18 protein-coding genes are annotated in these 16,826 nt (G+C 68.0%); 8 read left to right on the top strand and 10 right to left on the bottom strand.

Annotation, left to right across the window (positions count from 1 at the left end; all coding sequences use genetic code 11):
* Positions 1–7: 7 nt before the first annotated feature.
* The 3 genes from ASC92_RS15030 to ASC92_RS15020 all read right to left on the bottom strand — a co-directional run bounded on the left by ASC92_RS15030 (position 8) and on the right by ASC92_RS15020 (position 3,065).
* A complete protein-coding gene (locus ASC92_RS15030) occupies positions 8–526 on the bottom strand; it encodes a DUF494 family protein (protein WP_056516886.1) in 519 nt (172 codons plus the stop codon).
* A 141-nt stretch (positions 527–667) separates the two neighbouring features.
* The gene (gene dprA / locus ASC92_RS15025) at positions 668–1,813 is read right to left on the bottom strand and encodes a DNA-processing protein DprA (protein WP_056516883.1); all 1,146 of its coding nucleotides are present in this window, start codon (positions 1,811–1,813) and stop codon (positions 668–670) included.
* A 34-nt stretch (positions 1,814–1,847) separates the two neighbouring features.
* The gene (locus ASC92_RS15020; protein WP_056516880.1) at positions 1,848–3,065 is read right to left on the bottom strand and encodes a LysM peptidoglycan-binding domain-containing protein; all 1,218 of its coding nucleotides are present in this window, start codon (positions 3,063–3,065) and stop codon (positions 1,848–1,850) included.
* A 159-nt stretch (positions 3,066–3,224) separates the two neighbouring features.
* Between ASC92_RS15020 and def the strand changes: the two genes are divergently transcribed.
* From def to ASC92_RS14995, 5 genes are read left to right on the top strand one after another with little or no spacing between them, the layout of a single operon-like run.
* A complete protein-coding gene (gene def, locus ASC92_RS15015; protein ID WP_056516878.1) occupies positions 3,225–3,743 on the top strand; it encodes a peptide deformylase in 519 nt (172 codons plus the stop codon).
* A gap of 4 nt (positions 3,744–3,747) precedes the next feature.
* Complete coding sequence (locus ASC92_RS15010; protein WP_056516875.1) at positions 3,748–4,257, top strand: hypothetical protein; 510 nt, start codon at positions 3,748–3,750, stop codon at positions 4,255–4,257.
* Positions 4,254–5,213, top strand: a complete 960-nt coding sequence (gene fmt / locus ASC92_RS15005; RefSeq protein WP_056516872.1) for a methionyl-tRNA formyltransferase — start codon at positions 4,254–4,256, stop codon at positions 5,211–5,213. The genes ASC92_RS15010 and fmt overlap by 4 nt, the downstream gene beginning before the upstream one ends.
* Positions 5,213–5,953 carry an AzlC family ABC transporter permease gene (locus ASC92_RS15000; protein ID WP_056516868.1) on the top strand — a complete coding sequence of 247 codons (741 nt, stop codon included), beginning with the start codon at positions 5,213–5,215 and terminating at the stop codon, positions 5,951–5,953. The genes fmt and ASC92_RS15000 overlap by 1 nt, the downstream gene beginning before the upstream one ends.
* Positions 5,954–5,976: 23 nt before the next feature.
* Entirely contained in the window at positions 5,977–6,288 is a 312-nt protein-coding gene (locus ASC92_RS14995; RefSeq protein WP_056517867.1) for an AzlD domain-containing protein, read from the top strand.
* 4 nt (positions 6,289–6,292) lie between these two features.
* Here ASC92_RS14995 and ASC92_RS14990 read toward each other — a convergent pair whose 3' ends face one another.
* Genes ASC92_RS14990 through ASC92_RS14965 form a run of 6 tightly spaced genes read right to left on the bottom strand, consistent with a single transcriptional unit; the run spans position 6,293 to position 11,783 of the window.
* Complete coding sequence (locus ASC92_RS14990) at positions 6,293–7,267, bottom strand: Bug family tripartite tricarboxylate transporter substrate binding protein (protein WP_056516863.1); 975 nt, start codon at positions 7,265–7,267, stop codon at positions 6,293–6,295.
* A 41-nt stretch (positions 7,268–7,308) separates the two neighbouring features.
* Positions 7,309–8,274 carry an MBL fold metallo-hydrolase gene (locus tag ASC92_RS14985; RefSeq protein WP_082519599.1) on the bottom strand — a complete coding sequence of 322 codons (966 nt, stop codon included), beginning with the start codon at positions 8,272–8,274 and terminating at the stop codon, positions 7,309–7,311.
* Entirely contained in the window at positions 8,271–8,477 is a 207-nt protein-coding gene (locus ASC92_RS14980) for a DUF2783 domain-containing protein (RefSeq protein WP_056516860.1), read from the bottom strand. Before ASC92_RS14980 ends, ASC92_RS14985 begins: the two co-directional genes overlap by 4 nt.
* A complete protein-coding gene (locus tag ASC92_RS14975; RefSeq protein ID WP_056516857.1) occupies positions 8,474–10,126 on the bottom strand; it encodes an FAD-dependent monooxygenase in 1,653 nt (550 codons plus the stop codon). The genes ASC92_RS14980 and ASC92_RS14975 overlap by 4 nt, the downstream gene beginning before the upstream one ends.
* 6 nt (positions 10,127–10,132) lie before the next feature.
* Positions 10,133–11,254 carry an alpha/beta hydrolase family protein gene (locus ASC92_RS14970; protein ID WP_056516852.1) on the bottom strand — a complete coding sequence of 374 codons (1,122 nt, stop codon included), beginning with the start codon at positions 11,252–11,254 and terminating at the stop codon, positions 10,133–10,135.
* A complete protein-coding gene (locus ASC92_RS14965; protein WP_056516849.1) occupies positions 11,247–11,783 on the bottom strand; it encodes a VOC family protein in 537 nt (178 codons plus the stop codon). Before ASC92_RS14965 ends, ASC92_RS14970 begins: the two co-directional genes overlap by 8 nt.
* Before the next feature lie 89 nt (positions 11,784–11,872).
* Here ASC92_RS14965 and ASC92_RS14960 point away from each other — a divergent pair, with 89 nt between their 5' ends.
* The 3 genes from ASC92_RS14960 (at position 11,873) to pyk (ending at position 15,601) form a co-directional block, all read left to right on the top strand.
* A complete protein-coding gene (locus tag ASC92_RS14960) occupies positions 11,873–12,778 on the top strand; it encodes a LysR family transcriptional regulator (protein WP_056516843.1) in 906 nt (301 codons plus the stop codon).
* A 93-nt stretch (positions 12,779–12,871) separates the two neighbouring features.
* A complete protein-coding gene (locus tag ASC92_RS14955; RefSeq protein ID WP_056516841.1) occupies positions 12,872–14,065 on the top strand; it encodes a phosphoglycerate kinase in 1,194 nt (397 codons plus the stop codon).
* A gap of 87 nt (positions 14,066–14,152) precedes the next feature.
* Positions 14,153–15,601 (top strand): pyruvate kinase, encoded by a 1,449-nt coding sequence (gene pyk, locus ASC92_RS14950; RefSeq protein ID WP_056516838.1) that lies wholly within the window; start codon positions 14,153–14,155, stop codon positions 15,599–15,601.
* Positions 15,602–15,702: 101 nt separating this feature from the next.
* Here pyk and ASC92_RS14945 read toward each other — a convergent pair whose 3' ends face one another.
* A complete protein-coding gene (locus tag ASC92_RS14945; RefSeq protein WP_056516836.1) occupies positions 15,703–16,719 on the bottom strand; it encodes a 1-aminocyclopropane-1-carboxylate deaminase in 1,017 nt (338 codons plus the stop codon).
* Between the last annotated feature and the right edge of the window lie 107 nt (positions 16,720–16,826).

Below are 16,826 nucleotides of genomic sequence, written 5' to 3'. Positions count from 1 at the left end.
GACGGCGCTAGTGTGCCGTGCGGCCTTCGCGGGTTTCGCAGAGCTCATCGAGCACCAGCGCATCGGGTTCGATGCCCGTGCTCCAGTGCACCATCAATACGATGATCTTCAGCTCGTCGAGCGCGACCGGGTCGCCGGGGGCCGCCATGGCGCGCTCGACGACGATCTCGCGCAGGCCGCAGGGCAGCACGTTCGACGATTCGAGAAAGCGGATGAAGCCGAGGCACTCGGCGCCGAGGTGCTCCTGCTCGGCCTGCGAGTAGATGCGCATCGCATCGGCGGACTGCGGAATGGCCGCTTCGGGAGTGCCCCGAAGAACGACCGTGGCGCTGGCCTCGTCGTTGGCGCTGCGCTCGATCTGCATGCCTTGCGTGGCAAGGCTCAGGCCGTCGAGCCAGTGAAGGGCCTCGCGGATTTCCTCTGCCTCGAAGCCGTGCGCGCTGAGCTTGCGGCCCAGCTGATCGGGTTCGGGACAGGCATCGCCGCGCCAATAGTTTTCGTACACAAAAACAAGCACTTCGAACATGAGCCCAATATAGCCGAGGAACGTGGCTCACCCCCAGGCTTCGTGCACTTCGTGTCACTTCTCCTTCCCCCTGCCGGGGGCGGGCCGGCCGCTTCGGGCGGCCGTGCGCGGCGGCCCCTGCAAAAGGGCGTGGCCCGTGAATCAGCCGATGGCCGTTCTCTGGAAGAGGCCGCCGGGCAGGCGTGCGATATGGCCGTCCAGCTCGAGCTCGAGCATCTTCGCCTGCAGTGCCGCGGCGCTCCAGCCGGTGCGCGCGCTGAGGGCATCGAGGCTCACGGGGTCGTGGCCGAGGGCTTCCAGAAGCGGGTCTTCGTCGGTGGCGACAGCGGCCGTGCTTCCGTTGCCGGACGCGGGCGCCGCCGCCGCGCGCGGCTGCAGGGGCGGCAGCTCTTCGAGAATGTCGTTGACCGATTCCACGAGCTTCGCGCCCTGGCGGATCAGCGCATGGCAGCCGCGCGATTGCGGGGAATGGATGGAGCCCGGAATCGCGAACACTTCCTTGCCCTGCTCCGACGTGAGCCGCGCTGTGATCAGCGAGCCCGACTGCAGCGCCGCCTCGACCACCAGCGTGCCGCGTGCCAGCCCGGCGATGAGCCGGTTGCGCTTCGGAAAATTCTGCGTGAGCGGCGGTGTGCCCAGCGGCAGCTCGCTCACGATCAGCCCCTGCAGCGTGATGCGGTGCGCCAGGTCGCGATGCCGTGCGGGATAGACGCGGTCGAGCCCGGTGCCCACCACGGCCACCGTTGCGAGCCGGGGTGCATCGCCGGCCGCATCGAGCGCGCCCTGGTGCGCCGCGCCATCGACGCCCAGCGCGAGGCCCGAGACGACCGGCAGCCCCGCCTCGCCCAGCGCCCGCGCGAAGCTGCGCGCGTTGGTGGCGCCCTGCGGCGTCGGATTGCGGCTGCCCACGACGGCGATGCTGTTGCCCAGTTGCGTCAGGTCGAAATCTGCGGCGCCCAGCACGTAGAGCATCAGCGGCGGGTCGGCCATTTCGAGCAGCGAGGCCGGATAGCCGCTGTCGCCCAGCGTCACGATGCGGCGCGAGACGCCGCCATCGGCCGCCTGCAGCCATTGCCAGGTCTGGTCGATCTGCGCCTGCAGGCCGGGGGGCGGCTGCTGCAGCGCTTCGGCCTGCGCCGAGGAGACGACCTCGCGCAGCGCGGCATGGGGCTGCGCAAAGATGCCGTCGGGCAGCCCGAAGGCCGCGAGCAAACGGCGTGCGGCACCGTCACCGATGCCGGGCGTCAATGAAAGCCGCAGCCAGCCTGCGAGTTCTGCGCGTTCCAAACGAGTGTGCGAGGAATGAAGCCGGGGTCGCTGGTCAGGGGTTGACGAGGAAGTCGCCGGCGCGCGGAGTGTCGTTGATTTCGAGCACCAGTGCGTACGAAACCTTCTCGAAGGTGCGGAACACCATCAGCAGGCCGATGCGTTCGTTCGGCAGCTTGATGGTTTCCTTGCGGGCGCCAGTGCGGTCGAGGATGGTTTCGCCGTTCTTCAGGATGGCCAGCACGTGGCCGCTGTCGATACCGTCGCGCGTGCCCTTGTTGATGGCCACCACCTGGTTCTGCGCCGCGAACTGCACCGCGTTGCCATAGACCGACACGATGCGGCCGTCCACCTGGGTGGAGGGCGCGCGCGGCGCGTAGCTCAGCAGCTGGCGCGGCGGCTCGGGCAGCAGGCGGTCGCCGGCGCGCATTTCCTCGCGCGACGCGACGATGTCGATGCTGGCGGGCACCACCGTGATGACGTCCTTGTCTTCCACCGTCTCGACCGTGGTCGACTCGCCGCGCTGCAGCCGGGCCTTGCCCAGGTACTGCGCCTCGTAGCCGAGGATTTCGCCCGTGCCCGGGTCCTTCAGCGGCGTGGCATTGCGGAAAATGCGAAAGTTCTGCACCGGTCCCGGCACCTCGACCAGCGGCGCTTCGGCGCTGCCGCGGGCATAGGCCCGGTCGCCGCGCGACAACAGCACGCGGCTGTCGTTGCCCGCGACGATGCGCGGCGCGCTTTCCAGCGTGCCGGCGTCCACCACGATGGGCTCGCTGAGGAAGGGCTCGATGATGCTCGGGTTGAGCGTGGGCAATGCCATGCCGGCCAGCGAGTCGAAACGGGTGCGGGGTGACAGCTTGATGGTTCCGCCGTCGCCGCTGAAGCCGCCGCGGCGGGTGGTCAGGCGGGCGCGGCCGCCGCTCTTGTCCAGGTAGAGCACCTGGCCCGGATAGATCCGGTGCGGGTTGGCGATTTCATTGATGTTCATGCCCCACAGCTCCGGCCAGCGCCAGGGGCGCAGCAGGTAGAGGCGCGAGATGGCCCAGAGCGTGTCGCCGGGCTTGACGGTGTATTCGTCCGGCGCCTTGGGCGACAGTTCGCTCAGCGGCACGCCGGCCTGGGCGGTCTGCTGCGCCGTGGCGCGCTGCTGCGGGGTGACGGGGTAGTTCTGGGCCCAGGCTGTCGTGGCGCCGCAGCTGCCGATGACTGCCAGGGCAGTCAGCGTGGCAAGGAGGGAGGGGCGCTGGCGTTCGGTGAGTCTGAGCTTTTTCATTTCTGGATGGGTGAGCGCCCGCAGTAGCGCGGCGCATACGAATCTCACAATTTGCTACGAATTCTGCGCTGAAGCCCTTGCGAGGGCAACGATTTCGGGCCCCTGCGGCGCCTTGAGTCGCGGAAATGGCGAAAATAGCCACAACTTTTCCCCGATTTCATGGCCAAACGAATCATTCTGAGTTACCCGGACAAACGCCTGCACACGGTGGCCAAGCCGGTGCAGGGCGTCGACGCGCGCGTCAAGGCCCTGGTTGCCGACATGCTGGAAACCATGTACGACGCCAGCGGCATCGGCTTGGCGGCGACCCAGGTCGACGTGCACGAGCGCCTCGTCGTCATCGACATTTCCGAGGAGCGCAACCAGCCGATCGTGCTGATTAACCCCGAGATCACCTGGGCCAGCGACGAGAAGGTGCTGAACGAAGAGGGCTGCCTCTCGGTGCCCGGCATCTACGACGGCGTGATGCGTTCCACCTCTGTGAAGGTGCAGGCGCTCGACGAGAACGGCGAGTCGCGCACCATCGAGGCCGACGGCCTGCTGGCCGTGTGCATCCAGCACGAACTCGACCACCTGCTGGGCAAGGTGTTCGTTGAGTACCTTTCCCCCCTGAAGCGCAACCGCATCAAGAGCAAGCTGCTCAAGCAGCAGCGCGAAGACCTGCGCGAACGGGCCTGATCCCATGCGCGCACGTGGTTTCGGTTCCCTTGCAGCGCTGGCGGTCGCCGCCGTCGCCGCCCTGGGGCTTGCCGGCTGCGCCAACGAACCCACGCGCATCCAGCCCGGTGCCACGGCCGCCGACACCCTGCAGCGCCTGGGTGCGCCCACTGGCCGCTACCCGCTGACGGGCGGCGGCGAGCGGCTGCAGTACTCGCGCATGCCGGCCGGCTTCGAGGTGACCGACATCGATGTCGACGCCTCGGGCAAGGTGGTCTCGGTGACGCAGGTGCTCAGCGAGGCGCGCTTCGGCCAGGACATCAAGGTCAACCAGTGGCGCCAGAACGACGTGATGGCCTTCTACGGCCGTCCCTATGAAATCACCCGCGTCAGCTCCTTCGACGGTGCCGTCTGGACCTGGCGCTACAAGGCCGTGAACGAGCGCCGCATGCTGTACATCTACATCGATCCGACCGGCGTGGTCCGGCGCTACCACACGGGGGACGATCTCGAGCTCGATCGGATCCGCGATTGAGCCGCCTCAGAGTCGTTTTTGCGGGCACGCCCGAGTTCGCGCGCGTCGCGCTGGAGGCCATTGCCGCCGCCGGCCATGACGTGGTGCTGGTGATGAGCCAGCCCGACCGGCCCGCCGGCCGCGGCATGAAGCTGCAGGCGTCGCCCGTCAAGCAATGCGCCGTTGCCAACAACTGGCCCGTGGCCCAGCCGCGCAGCCTGCGGCTCGATGGCAAGTACCCCGACGAAGCCTCGGCCGCGCGCGACGCCCTGCTGGCCGCGAAGCCCGACGTGATGGTGGTCGCGGCTTATGGTCTGATCCTGCCTCAGTGGGTGCTCGACCTGCCGGTGCACGGCTGCCTCAACATCCATGCGAGCCTGCTGCCGCGCTGGCGCGGCGCTGCGCCGATCCACCGCGCCATCGAGGCCGGCGACGCGCAGACCGGCATCACCATCATGCAGATGGACGCCGGGCTCGACACCGGCGACATGCTGCTGCGCGAGGCCGTCGACATCGGCGACGACAACACCGCCCGCCTGCACGACCGGCTGGCCGAACTGGGCGGAAAGATGATCGTCGAGGCGCTTGCGGATATCGGCGCGCTCGTCCGCACGCCGCAGCCGGCCGAAGGCGTCACCTACGCCAGCAAGGTCGAGAAGCACGAGGCGCTGATCGACTGGGCCCATCCGGCCGACGCCATCGTGCGCCGCATCCGTGCTTTCGACCCTTTTCCGGGCGCCAACAGCCCGCTCGACGGCGAGACCATCAAGCTGTGGGCGGCCCACGCGATGCCGTCCCCCACGGCATCGGCCGCGCCGGGCACGATCCTCGCCGTCACCGATACCGGCGTGGCCGTGGCGGCGGCTGCCGATTCGGTTGTCACCGTCACTGAACTCCAGCGGCCGGGCGGCAAGCGCCTCGCCGCGGCCGATTTCCTGCGCGGCTTCGACCTGAAGCCCGGGCAAGTGTTCGGCTGATGTTTCTCTCGCAAAGCATTCGCAGCCGCCCGGAATTCCGCATCGGCATCCGCGACATGTCCCCGGTGGCGCTCGGCATCGGCGCCTGGGGGCTGATGACCGGCGTGGCCATGGTCAAGTCGAACATGAGCGTGCTCGAGGCCGTGGCGATGACCCTGCTGGTCTACGCGGGCAGTTCGCAGCTCGCGGCCATTCCGTTGCTGTTCGCGGGCGCGCCGGCCTGGGTGATCCTGGCCACGGGCTTCTGCGTGAACCTGCGCTTCGTGGTGTTCAGCCTGCACCTGCGGCCTTACCTCATGCACATGCCGCGCTGGCGCCGCATGCTGCACGGCTACCTCACGGCCGACCTGAGCTACGCGTTCTTCACCAAAAAGTACCCCCAGCCGCCGCTGACCATCGCCGAGCAGGAAGCCCAGGAGGCCTACCTCACCGGCAACTACTTCGTGACCTGGTGCGCCTGGATGGGCATGAGCCTGCTGGGCGTCGCGCTGGCCAACTTCATTCCGCAGACCTGGGGGCTGGGCTTCGCGGGCGTGCTGAGCCTGGTGGCCATCGTCTGTTCGATGGCGACGACACGGTTGCGCGTGCTGGCCGCGCTGATTGCCGGTGCCACGGCCGTGGCGGCTTATGCGCTGCCGCTGAAACTCAACATCGTGGCCGCCATCGGCGTTGCGGTGCTGCTGTGCTTCTGGCTCGAAAAACAATTCGGCCTCGACCCCACGGCGGAGGACGACAAGTGAGCGCGACCACCGACTGGTGGACCATGGGCGTGATCGTCGGGCTGGCGCTCGTCACCGTGCTCACGCGCTGCTTCTTCTTCATCCTCGACCGGCCCTGGGGCCTGCCCGATTGGGCGCACCGCGCGCTGCACTACGCGCCGGCCGCCGCGCTCGCGGGCGTGATCGCGCCCGAGATCGTCATGACGCAGGGCCACCTGATCACCACGCTGCACGACGCCCGCCTGTATGCGGCGGTGGTCGGCGCGGTGTACTTCTACTGGCGGCGCGGCGTGCTTGGCACGATGCTCGCGGGCATGGCGGTGTACCTGCCGCTGCACCTTTGGCTGGGCTGGTGACCAGTCAGTCGAGCTTGACGCCCGCCGTCCTGATGATGTTGCCCCAGCGCTCGCTCTCTGTCCGCGAGAGCTTGTAGAAATCCTGCGGCGTTCCGGGCAGAGCCTCGAAGCCGAAGTCCGCGAACAGCTTCACCACTTTCGGTGCCTTCATCGCCTTGTGCAACTCGCTGTTGAGCCGCGCCACGGCCTCTGGCGGCATGCCGGCCGGGCCGATCAGGCCGTGGAAGGCATAGGCATTGACGTCGGGGAAGCCGGCCTCGACGAAGGTCGGCACCTCGGGCATGGCGCCCGCGCGCTGCGGCAGCGCGATGGCCAGCACGCGCACCTTGCCCGCCTTGATGATCGGCAAGCCCGAGGCCAGGTCCAGCATCATCGTCGGCACCTGGCCGCCCATCACGTCCGTCATGGCCGGCGCCGCGCCCTTGTACGGCACGTGCGTGATCGTCAGGCCTGCCTTCTGCTTGAAGAGCTCCATCGCCATGTGGTGCGGCGAGCCGTTGCCGGGCGAGGCGTAGCTCACCTTGTCGGGGTTGGCCTTCACGTAGCGCACGAACTCCGCCACGTTCTTCGCGGGGAAGTCGGGATGCACCACCAGCGCCACCGGAAAGCGCCCGATGGCGCCGATGTAGGTGAAGTCGCTCGCGGGCTTGTAGGGCAGCTTGGCGAACATGTGCTCGTTGAAGAGCAGCGCCGCGTTCTCGGCCTGCATGATGGTGTAGCCGTCGGGCTTGGCCTGCATCATCACGCCCACGCCGATGTTGGTGGAGGCGCCCGGCCGGTTGTCGATGATGAGCGGCTGCCCCAGCGATGGCTGCATCGCCTCGGCCAGCGTGCGCGCGAGGTTGTCGGTGCCTCCGCCGGCCACGTAGGGCACGATCCATTTGATCGGCTGGCTGGGATAGGCGGCCGGCTGCGCCGATGCGAGGCCGGTGGCCAGCGCGAAGGCCGAGGCCAGCAGGGGAAGAAAAAATCGCTTCATCGTCTCTTGTCTCCGTTGCTTGTTTTGGAAGTCGGTTCAGATCATTCGCCGCGCAGGACCTGCCACAGCTCGCGGTCGCGCTCGGCGGTCCACACCACCGGGTGCTCGATGCCTCGCAGCTCGTCGTAGGCGCGCGAGACGTCGAAGGGCAGCACGTGCTGGAACACGGGCCAGTCGCCGAAGCGCGGCGTCATCGCCGCCTCGGCGCGGGCGAAGCAGCCCTTGAGCGTCTCGCCCGCCGCGATGCCGGCCTTCACGCTCTCGAGCAGCGTCGAGAGGAATGCCTTGGTGAGCCCGATGGCCTCGGCGCACGCGGCCTCGTCCTGCAGCACTGCGCCACGGCCGGGCACCAGCACGCGCGGCTTCAGAGCGGCCACAGCGTCGAGCGTGCCGGCCCAGTCGCCGATGTAGGCGTCGCCCGCATACACGCCGCAGCGGTTCTCGACCACGTCGCCCGAAAAGAGCACGCCGCAGTCGGGCAGCCACGCGACCGCGTCGCCGCCCGAATGGCCGCGGCCCAGCGACATCAGCCGCAACTCGCGGCCGCCGCCCAGCGGCAGCGTGGTCTCGCGATCGAAGACCGTGGTGGGGATGGTCAGCCCAGGTATTTCCTCGACGCCCGCGAACAGGCGCGGAAAGCGGCCGACCTCCGAGTCGAAGTCGGCCTGGCCGCGCGTGTGGATCCAGTAGAGCGTGCCGCTGCTGGCGACGATCTCGCGCACCTCGTCGAAGGCGCTCGCGCCCATCACGCGCACCGCGTGGTAGTGGGTGAGCACGATGGTGCGGATGGGCTTGTCGGTCACCGTGCGGATGGCGGCCAGGAAATCGCGCGCCATGCGCGGCGTGGGGCGCGTGTCGATCAGCACCACGTGCTCGTCGCCGACGACGAAGCCGCAGTTGGGATCGAAGTCGCTGATGTAGCCGTAGGCGCCGGGCCCGAGCTCCTGCAGCCGGGGCTTCTGCTCGCGGGTGTCGGAGGCGGATGCGAAGGAAACGGTCATGGTCATGGGGTGTTCGTTGTCGTGAGGTCTTCTTCGGCCGCCGCCTGGATGCAGGCAAGCAGCACGCGCTGGTCGGCGCACTGGTTGGCCAGCAGCAGCACGAGGCGGGCATTGAGGTTGGCGCTCTGCGCTTCGCTGAGGCCTTCGTGTGCCGCGAGCAATGCGGCGTAGAAGCCGTCGGGATCGGGGATGCGGGGCTCGGTGATCATGGGTTGCTGTTGTCGTGGGCAAGCGCGATGTGCAAGGCGGTGGCGATGGTTTCCGGGGTCGGTTTCGCCAGTACGGCCGCGCGGTAGGCGTCGGGTCGCACGAGGACGAAGCCGCCCGCGTCGCCGATGCCGAGATGGCTGGCGAGCTGCTCGTCGGCCTGCAGCGTGGGCAGGCCGCTGTTGCCGCCCACGGCCAGCAAGTGCAGCGGCAGCGACGCGGCGGCCTCGAGCGCCGCACTGGCCTGGTCGCGCGTCGGCGCGAACCACAGGCCGATGCATTGCGTGTCCTCGGCCAGCAGTTGCATCAGCGTCGTCTCGCGCCCATCGGCCCAGCGCAGCGGCAGGTTCTGCACGGATCGTCCGCCCTCGGGCAACTGCGGCGCGGCGGGGTACTCGTTCGCGACCGACATGCGCCCGGTGTTCACCAGCGCGCGCGCAAACGAATGCCGCGCGGCCAGCGCCACCACGGCCCGGCGCAGCGTGTGCTCGGCCGGCGAGCGCGGCGCGAGAAAGCGCGCCGAGCGGCTCGTGACCTGCAGGTTCTGCTTCGCTGCGGGCTGCCGTTCGGCGTCGTAGCTGTCGAGCAGCGCATCGCCTGCCTTGCCCTGGGCCACCAGCGCGAGCTTCCACCCGAGGTTGGCCGCATCCTGAATCCCGCTGTTCCCGCCGCGCGCACCGAACGGGCTCACCACATGTGCCGCATCGCCGATGAAGAACACGTTGCCGTGCCGGAAACTGTCGAGCAGGTGGTCGCGGTAGCCATACGGCCCGATCCACACGAATTCGAACTCCACGTCCGGCCCCAGTTGCTCGCGCAGCCGCGCGCCCGCCACCTCGGGCTGGCTGATGTGGGCCGTGTCGCAGTCTTCGGGCATCTGGTAGTCGATGCGCCACACGCCATCGGCCATCAGGTGCTGCCACACGCCGCGGCCTTCGTTGAACGGTGCATCGACCCAGGTCCAGCGCTCGGTCGGCAGCGGCTTCCTGAAGCGCACGTCGCTGATGCACCAGCGGTCGGTGCTGCGCGAGGCGTGCGCCTCGATGCCGAGCTGCGTGCGGATCGGGCTGTTGGCGCCGGTGGCATCGATCAGCCGGTCCGCCTCGATCGTGTAGCTGCCGGCGGGCGTCTCGATGTCCAGGCGCACGCCATCGGCCAGCTGCTCGACGCGCGTCATGCGGCTCTTCCAGCGCACGTCGGTGAGCCCGAGCTCGAGGATGCGCTCGACCAGGAACCACTCGATGTAGAACTGCTGCAGGTTGATGAACGGCGGCTGCTTCGAGACGCTGTTCACCTGCAGGTTGAAGTTGTAGACCTCCTGCTCGCCTGAGAAGGTGCGCCCGAACGACCAGGTGATGCCCTTGGCCGCGATGCGCTCGTAGATGCCCAGGCGTTCGAAGATCTCCAGGCTCTTTTGCGCGTAGCAGATGCCGCGCGACGAAGCGCCGCGCACGCCGACGGTGTCGTCTTCATCGAGCAACACGGCGTGCACGCCGCGTTGCGCGAGATCGCAGGCCAGCGTCAGCCCCGAGGGGCCCGCGCCGACGATGACGATGGGATGCCGCGCGACCGTCGTGCCGTTCAGTTCGGGCGGAGGCGTGAAAGGCCAGCTCGGCAACTCGTAGGCCGGCGCGAATGCAAAGGTTTCCATGATGTTCTAGAGCGCGTGCGCGAACTCGGCGATGGCGTCCGCCGACTTGGGAATCAGCTCGGGTTGACCGGCGAGATAGTGGTTGCCGCCCACGATGTCGACGTTGCGGATGCGCGATCCGCCCGCCGCCATCCACGCATCGCGCGTGCTCGGAAAGGTCGACTGGTCGCCCGTATAGGTCAGCAGCAGCTTCGGCACCGTGGTGCGCGCGAGGTTGGTCGGCCCGTCGGCCTGCGAGCGCGACGACCATTGCGAGAGAAACGCCGTGAGGGAGGTGGTGCGCCCCATCGCATTGGCCGAGTAGTTCACCTGCCGCGCATCGCCCCACACGCTGCCGGGCAAGCGGTCGTTCGCGTCGAGCGACAGGTCCACGCAACGCGGGTCGGCATGCGTGCGGTAGACGACGAAGGCCTGGTCGCGCGGTGCGCCCGGCGTGCTGCGCAGCATCGCGAGGCGCTCGATGGCCCAGTGCTCGATGCGGTCCAGCCGCGCCTTCTGCGCTGCGCCGAAGCGCGCGAGAAAGTCGCTGTCGTAGGGCGTGCGGTGGCGCGCGTCGTACATGTCGAGTTCGGGGTCCACCGAAAGCGGGTCGTGCTCGTCGGTGACCGAGGGGTCGATCCAGTCGCGCATCAGCCGCGTGCGGCCCAGGTGCGCGGCGCACAGCGCGATGCCGTCCACGGGCGGCAGGTCGCTCGGGTGCAGGTGCGTGGGGTCGCCGTCGGGCAAATGAGTGGCCGTGAGCTTCTCGGCCTGCGCCTGGTAGAAGCTCGCGAGCGCCGCGCCGCCTGAGTTGCCGACGAGGAACACCTTCTCGTAGCCCGCTGCGCGCAGGTACTGCACGCCGGCGCCCAGGTCTTGAATGGCGCGCTCCATCAGCAGCACCGTGTCGTTGCCCACGTAGCGCGAGTTCAGCCCCATGCAGCAGATGCCGCGCTCGGCCAGCGGGGCGATCAGGTAGTGGCCCATGAAGTTGCTGGTCGGGTGCATCACGATGGCCGCGATTTTTTTCGGCCCCGCCGGCGCGCGGTAGGCGCCATAGATGCGCGGGCGCAGCATCTGCAGGCCCGACTGGCTTTCCATCGATGCGCCGGGCTTGACGTCGATGACGGCGAGTTGCAGGTCAGACACTCGATACCCCCCTTGCGGCACGCAGCTCGGCCTTGCGCGCGGTCCACGCATCGAGGTCCGCATGGGCGCGCAGCGCATGCGCGTCCATCTCGGCCTGCGGCACGGTCGGCGTGGTCAGCTCCACGCGGATGCCGTTGGGGTCGAAGAAATAGATCGACTCGATGATGTGGTGGTCGGTCACGCCCAGCACCTCGACGCCCGCGCCTTCGAGCCGTGCCTTGGCCGCCAGCAGGGCGGCCACCGAGTCCACGCGCAGCGCGATGTGGTTCACCCACGAAGGCGTATTGGGCGAGGGCAGCGCGGCAATGTCGTCGCCGAGATCGAAGAAGGCGATGTACGAGCCGTCGCGCATCTGGAAAAAGATGTGCACGTAGGGGCAGTACTCGCCCGTGCTCGGCACGTGGTCGCTCTTGATGACGTGGGCCAGCGGCAGGCCCAGCAGGTCTTCGTAGAAATGGCGGGTTTCTTCGCTGTCGCGACAGCGCCAGGCGAAGTGGTGCAGCCCGCGCACGGGTGGTGGGGTCGGCATGGCTTGTCTCCGGTGAGCCGGTATTGGGCGATGCCGCGTCTTATGATGCAATCGAAATTAATTCATCGATTGATGAAATAACCATATATATGAATCTCACCCTGCGCCAGCTGCGCGCCTTCGCCGCCGTCGCCGAAAGCGGCAGCTTCACCGCCGCGGCGCAGCAGCTGCACCTCACGCAGTCGGCGCTCAGCGTGCTGGTGCGCGAACTCGAACGCGAGATGGGCGTGCAGCTGCTCCACCGCAACACCCGCAGCGTGCAGTTGTCCGAAGCCGGGCGCGAGTTCCTGCCGTCGGTGCACCGCCTGCTCGGCGACCTGACGAGCGCGGTGGCCGGCGTTACCGATCTGCGTGACAAGAAGAAGGGTTTGTTGCGGCTTGCAGCGCCGCAGCTCATGGCCTGCACGCTGATGCCGCGCGTGATCGCGCTCTACCGCGAGAAATACCCTGATGTCGATGTGCGCCTGTCCGACACGCTGCCAGAGCACTTGCTCGACGGGGTGGCCGCCGGCGACGTGGAACTGGCCGTGGGGCAGGACGTGGCCGTGGACGGCGCCATCGAGCGCCGCACCCTGTTCCGCGACCGCCACTGGCTGATCTGCCCGCCGGGCCATGCCTTCGCCAAGCGCCGCAAGGTGCGCTGGCACGAGCTGGAGCCCTACACCTTCATCGCCCCCACGCGCGACTTCCGCCAGCGTGTGCTGCCCGAGCTGGCGCCGGCTGAGCGCGACTACATGCTGCGCCCTGGCACGCAGGAGGTGTCGTACATGACCACGGCCCTGGGCATGGTGGCATCGGGGCTCGGGCTCACCGTGTGCCCGACCTATTCCGCGCCGCTGGTGCGCGCCCACGGCCTGCAGATGGTGCGGCTCGAATCGCCCGACTTCCACCGCGAGGTGTGCGTCTACAGCGCGGCGCGGCGCTCGCTGTCGCCGGCGGCAGCGAGCTTCGTCGGCATTCTCGAAAGCTTTGCCAGAGCGCAGCAAAAGGGCTGAAAAGCATCGGAGCGCGGCAAGAGGCGCATAGAGCGGCGGCGGGGCCAAACCTACAATGCAGGCCGACCGTCTTCCACCTCATCCAGATCCTCCATGAACGTCATTCGATTCACCGACCTCTGCGCGCAGGGCAAGGCCGCCGGCCAGCGCGTCTTCATCCGTGCCGACCTCAACGTTCCGCAGGACGACGCAGGCAACATTACCGAAGACACGCGCGTGCGCGCTTCCGTGCCCTGCATCAAGCTGGCGCTCGACGCCGGCGCGGCCGTGATGGTCACCTCGCACCTGGGCCGTCCGACCGAAGGCGAGTTCAAGCCCGAGGACTCGCTGGCGCCCGTGGCCAAGCGCCTCGGCGAGCTACTGGGCCGTGAAGTGCCGCTGGTGGCCAACTGGGTCGACGGCGTCGACGTCAAGCCCGGCCAGGTCGTGCTGCTCGAGAACTGCCGCGTCAACAAGGGCGAGAAGAAGAACGACGAGGCGCTGGCGCGTAAGCTCGCGGCACTGACCGACATCTACGTGAACGACGCCTTCGGCACCGCCCACCGCGCCGAGGCCACCACCTACGGCATCGCGCAGTTCGCGAGGATCGCCGCGGCCGGCCCGTTGCTGGCGGCCGAGATCGACGCCATCACCAAGGCGCTGGCGCAACCCAAGCGCCCGCTGGTTGCGATCGTGGCGGGCTCCAAGGTCAGCACCAAGCTCACCATCCTCGAGAGTCTGTCGGCCAACGTCGACCAGCTGATCGTGGGCGGCGGCATCGCCAACACCTTCATGCTGGCGGCCGGCCTGAAGATCGGCAAGTCGCTGGCCGAGCCCGACCTGGTCGACAAGGCCAAGGCGGTGATCGAGGCCATGCGCGCGCGCGGCGCCGACGTGCCGATTCCGGTGGACGTGGTAACGGCCAAGACCTTCGCGGCCGATGCGGCGGCCACCGTCAAGGACGCGAGCGACGTGGCCGACGACGACCTGATCCTGGACATCGGCCCCAAGACCTCCGCGATCCTCGCCGCGCAACTGCGCAAAGCCGGCACCATCGTCTGGAACGGCCCGGTGGGCGTGTTCGAGTTCGACGCGTTCGAGGGCGGCACCAAGGCCATCGCGCAGGCCATTGCCGAGAGCAGCGCTTTCTCGATCGCCGGCGGCGGCGACACGCTGGCGGCCATCGCCAAGTACGGCATCGAGAAGCAGGTTGGCTACATCTCGACCGGCGGCGGCGCCTTCCTCGAAGTGCTGGAAGGCAAGACCCTGCCGGCCTTCGAAATCCTGGCCCGGCGCGCGGCGGGTTGATCTCGTCGGCGGGGAATCTCGTGAGGGTGACTTCCGTCAGACACACAAAGTGTATACAGTAGCGAATACAAAACGGAGACTATCCTCATGAGCACGGACCGTATCCCCCGCCACGCCACCAAGATCGTTGCCACGCTCGGTCCGGCGTCCAACACGCCGGAACTGCTGGAAAAGATGATTCTGGCCAAGGTCAGCGTGGTGCGGCTGAACTTCAGCCACGGCACGGCGCAGGACCACATCGACCGCGCCGCCATGGTGCGCGAAGCCGCCCGCAAGACGGGCCGCGAAGTGGCCATCATGGCCGACCTGCAGGGCCCCAAGATCCGCGTCGGCAAGTTCGCGCAGGGCAAGGTCTGGCTCGAGGCGGGTGCCAAGTTCGTGCTCGATGCCTCGCGCACCGAACCCGGCGACGCCGATGCCGTGGGCCTCGACTACAAGGACCTGCCGCGCGACGTGAAGCCCGGCGACAAGCTGCTGCTGAACGACGGCCTGATCGTGCTCACGGTCGACGGCGTCAAGGGCGAGGCCGTGCACACCACCGTCAAGCTGGGCGGCGAGCTGTCGAACAACAAGGGCATCAACAAGCAGGGTGGCGGCCTCACGGCGCCCGCGCTGACCGCCAAGGACATGGAAGACATCAAGACCGCGATGAGCTTCCAGGCCGACTACGTGGCCGTGAGCTTTCCCAAGAACGCCACCGACATGGAAATGGCGCGCCAGCTGTGCAACGTGGCGGCGGCCGAGTTCGGCCACAAGCCCGGCATGATCGCCAAGATCGAGCGCGCCGAGGCCATTCCGAAGCTCGAAGAGATCCTGCGCGCCAGCGACGGCATCATGGTCGCGCGCGGCGATCTCGCGGTCGAGGTGGGCAACGCCGCCGTGCCGGCGCTGCAGAAAAAGATGATCCGCATGGCGCGCGACATGGACAAGGTGGTGATCACCGCGACCCAGATGATGGAGTCGATGATCACCAACCCCGTGCCCACGCGCGCCGAGGTGAGCGACGTGGCCAACGCCGTGCTCGACGGCACCGACGCCGTGATGCTCTCGGCCGAGACCGCCTCGGGCCGCTATCCGCTCGAAACCGTGCAGGAGATGAGCCGCATCTGCGAAGCCGCCGAAGGGGCCGAGGACAAGACGCTCGACGCCGACTTCAGCGGCAAGACCTACAGCCGCATCGACCAGTCGATCGCCATGGGTGCGCTGTTCACGGCCCACCACCTGGGCGCCAAGGCCATCGTGGCGCTGACCGAGTCGGGCGCCACCCTGCTGTGGATGAGCCGCCACCGCGCGCACATTCCCATGTACGCGCTGACCTCGCGGCTGGCCACGCAGCGCAAGCTGGCGCTGTACCGCAACGTGCGCCCGCTGCTGATGGACTCGCAGACCGACCGCGACACCGCGCTCGAACAGGCCGAGGCCCATCTGAAGAAGCGCGGCATCGTGCAGAGCGGCGACGTCTACGCGATCACCTGCGGCGAACCGATGGGCGCCCCCGGCGGCACCAACATGCTGAAAATCTGCCGCGTAAGTTAGGCACTCCCCCAGGCTTCGCGCACTTCGTGTCGCTGCGCCAACCCCCTCGCCGGGGGCAACACCAGCGGCCCGGCAAAGCCGGTTCCGCGGTGTTCCTGGAATCAACCGTTACGGAATAAGAAGCTGTAGGCGTTCAGGGCGGGCACGCCGCCCAGGTGCGCGTACAGCACCTTCGAGCCGGCGGGGAATTCGCCCAGCCGCACCTTCTCGATCATCCCGTGCATCGACTTGCCCTCGTACACGGGGTCGGTCAGCATGCCTTCGAAGCGCGCGCACAGGCGAATCGCTTCCAGCGTGCCGTCGTTCGGCAGCCCGTACTCGGGGCCGCCGAAGCGGCGGTCGAGCACCACGTCCTTTTCGGTGATGTCGCGGCCCAGCTCGACCAGCTCGGCCGTGTTCTTCGCAATGCGCACGATCTGGTCGAAGGTCTGCTGCGGCTTGGCCGAGGCGTCGATGCCGATCACGCGGTCGGCCCGCCCGTCGGCCGCGAAGCCCACCACCATGCCGGCCTGCGTGCTGCCGGTGACCGAGCAGACCACGACGTAGTCGAACTTGAAGCCCAGCTCGGCTTCCTGCTGGCGTACTTCCTCGGCGAAGGCCACGAAGCCGAGGCCACCGCGAGGGTGTTCCGAGCAGCCCGCGGGAATCGGGAACGGCTTGCCGCCGGCCTTGCGCACGTCGGCCATGGCTTCTTCCCAGCTCTTGCGGATGCCGATGTCGAAGCCCGCCGCATCGAGCCGCACGTCGGCACCGAGGATGCGCGACATCTCGATGTTGCCTACCCGGTCGTACACGGCGTCGGAGTAGTTGACCCAGTTCTCCTGCACCAGCACGCATTTCATCCCGAGGTGCGCGGCCACGGCGGCGACCTGCCGCGTCTGGTTCGACTGGATGCCGCCGATGGACACCAGCGTGTCGTAGCCGCCTTCGAGTGCCTCGGGAATCAGGTATTCGAGCTTGCGCGTCTTGTTGCCGCCGAAGGCCAGGCCGCTGTTGCAGTCCTCGCGCTTGGCATAAAGGTCGACCTTGCCGCCGAGATGGGCACTCAGCCGCTTCAGCGGGTGGATCGGCGAGGGGCCGAATGTCAGGGCGTGGCGGGGAAACTTCTTGAGGTTCATGGCGGAGGCTCCAGTGCGTTGAGGCCTTCGATCGTAGGAAGAACGGCTCGCAACGTGCTTGCGAAATTTCCTGGATTCCATCGACAAAAGAATGCACGATGAACAGA

The sequence above is a fragment of the Variovorax sp. Root411 genome (genome assembly GCF_001425205.1).
Lineage (GTDB): Bacteria > Pseudomonadota > Gammaproteobacteria > Burkholderiales > Burkholderiaceae_C > Variovorax.
The sequence above is the reverse complement of the archived record's forward strand: the minus strand, read 5'-3'. Positions and strand labels throughout refer to the sequence as shown.

Coding starts and splice junctions, on each gene's coding strand:
- ASC92_RS15030 (WP_056516886.1), bottom strand. CDS start 526: ATGTTCGAAGTGCTTGTTTTTGTGTACGAAAACTATTGGCGCGGCGAT.
- ASC92_RS15020 (WP_056516880.1), bottom strand. CDS start 3,065: ATGAAAAAGCTCAGACTCACCGAACGCCAGCGCCCCTCCCTCCTTGCC.
- def (WP_056516878.1), top strand. CDS start 3,225: ATGGCCAAACGAATCATTCTGAGTTACCCGGACAAACGCCTGCACACG.
- ASC92_RS15010 (WP_056516875.1), top strand. CDS start 3,748: ATGCGCGCACGTGGTTTCGGTTCCCTTGCAGCGCTGGCGGTCGCCGCC.
- ASC92_RS15000 (WP_056516868.1), top strand. CDS start 5,213: ATGTTTCTCTCGCAAAGCATTCGCAGCCGCCCGGAATTCCGCATCGGC.
- ASC92_RS14995 (WP_056517867.1), top strand. CDS start 5,977: ATGGGCGTGATCGTCGGGCTGGCGCTCGTCACCGTGCTCACGCGCTGC.
- ASC92_RS14990 (WP_056516863.1), bottom strand. CDS start 7,267: ATGAAGCGATTTTTTCTTCCCCTGCTGGCCTCGGCCTTCGCGCTGGCC.
- ASC92_RS14985 (WP_082519599.1), bottom strand. CDS start 8,274: ATGACCATGACCGTTTCCTTCGCATCCGCCTCCGACACCCGCGAGCAG.
- ASC92_RS14980 (WP_056516860.1), bottom strand. CDS start 8,477: ATGATCACCGAGCCCCGCATCCCCGATCCCGACGGCTTCTACGCCGCA.
- ASC92_RS14975 (WP_056516857.1), bottom strand. CDS start 10,126: ATGGAAACCTTTGCATTCGCGCCGGCCTACGAGTTGCCGAGCTGGCCT.
- ASC92_RS14965 (WP_056516849.1), bottom strand. CDS start 11,783: ATGCCGACCCCACCACCCGTGCGCGGGCTGCACCACTTCGCCTGGCGC.
- ASC92_RS14960 (WP_056516843.1), top strand. CDS start 11,873: ATGAATCTCACCCTGCGCCAGCTGCGCGCCTTCGCCGCCGTCGCCGAA.
- ASC92_RS14955 (WP_056516841.1), top strand. CDS start 12,872: ATGAACGTCATTCGATTCACCGACCTCTGCGCGCAGGGCAAGGCCGCC.
- pyk (WP_056516838.1), top strand. CDS start 14,153: ATGAGCACGGACCGTATCCCCCGCCACGCCACCAAGATCGTTGCCACG.
- ASC92_RS14945 (WP_056516836.1), bottom strand. CDS start 16,719: ATGAACCTCAAGAAGTTTCCCCGCCACGCCCTGACATTCGGCCCCTCG.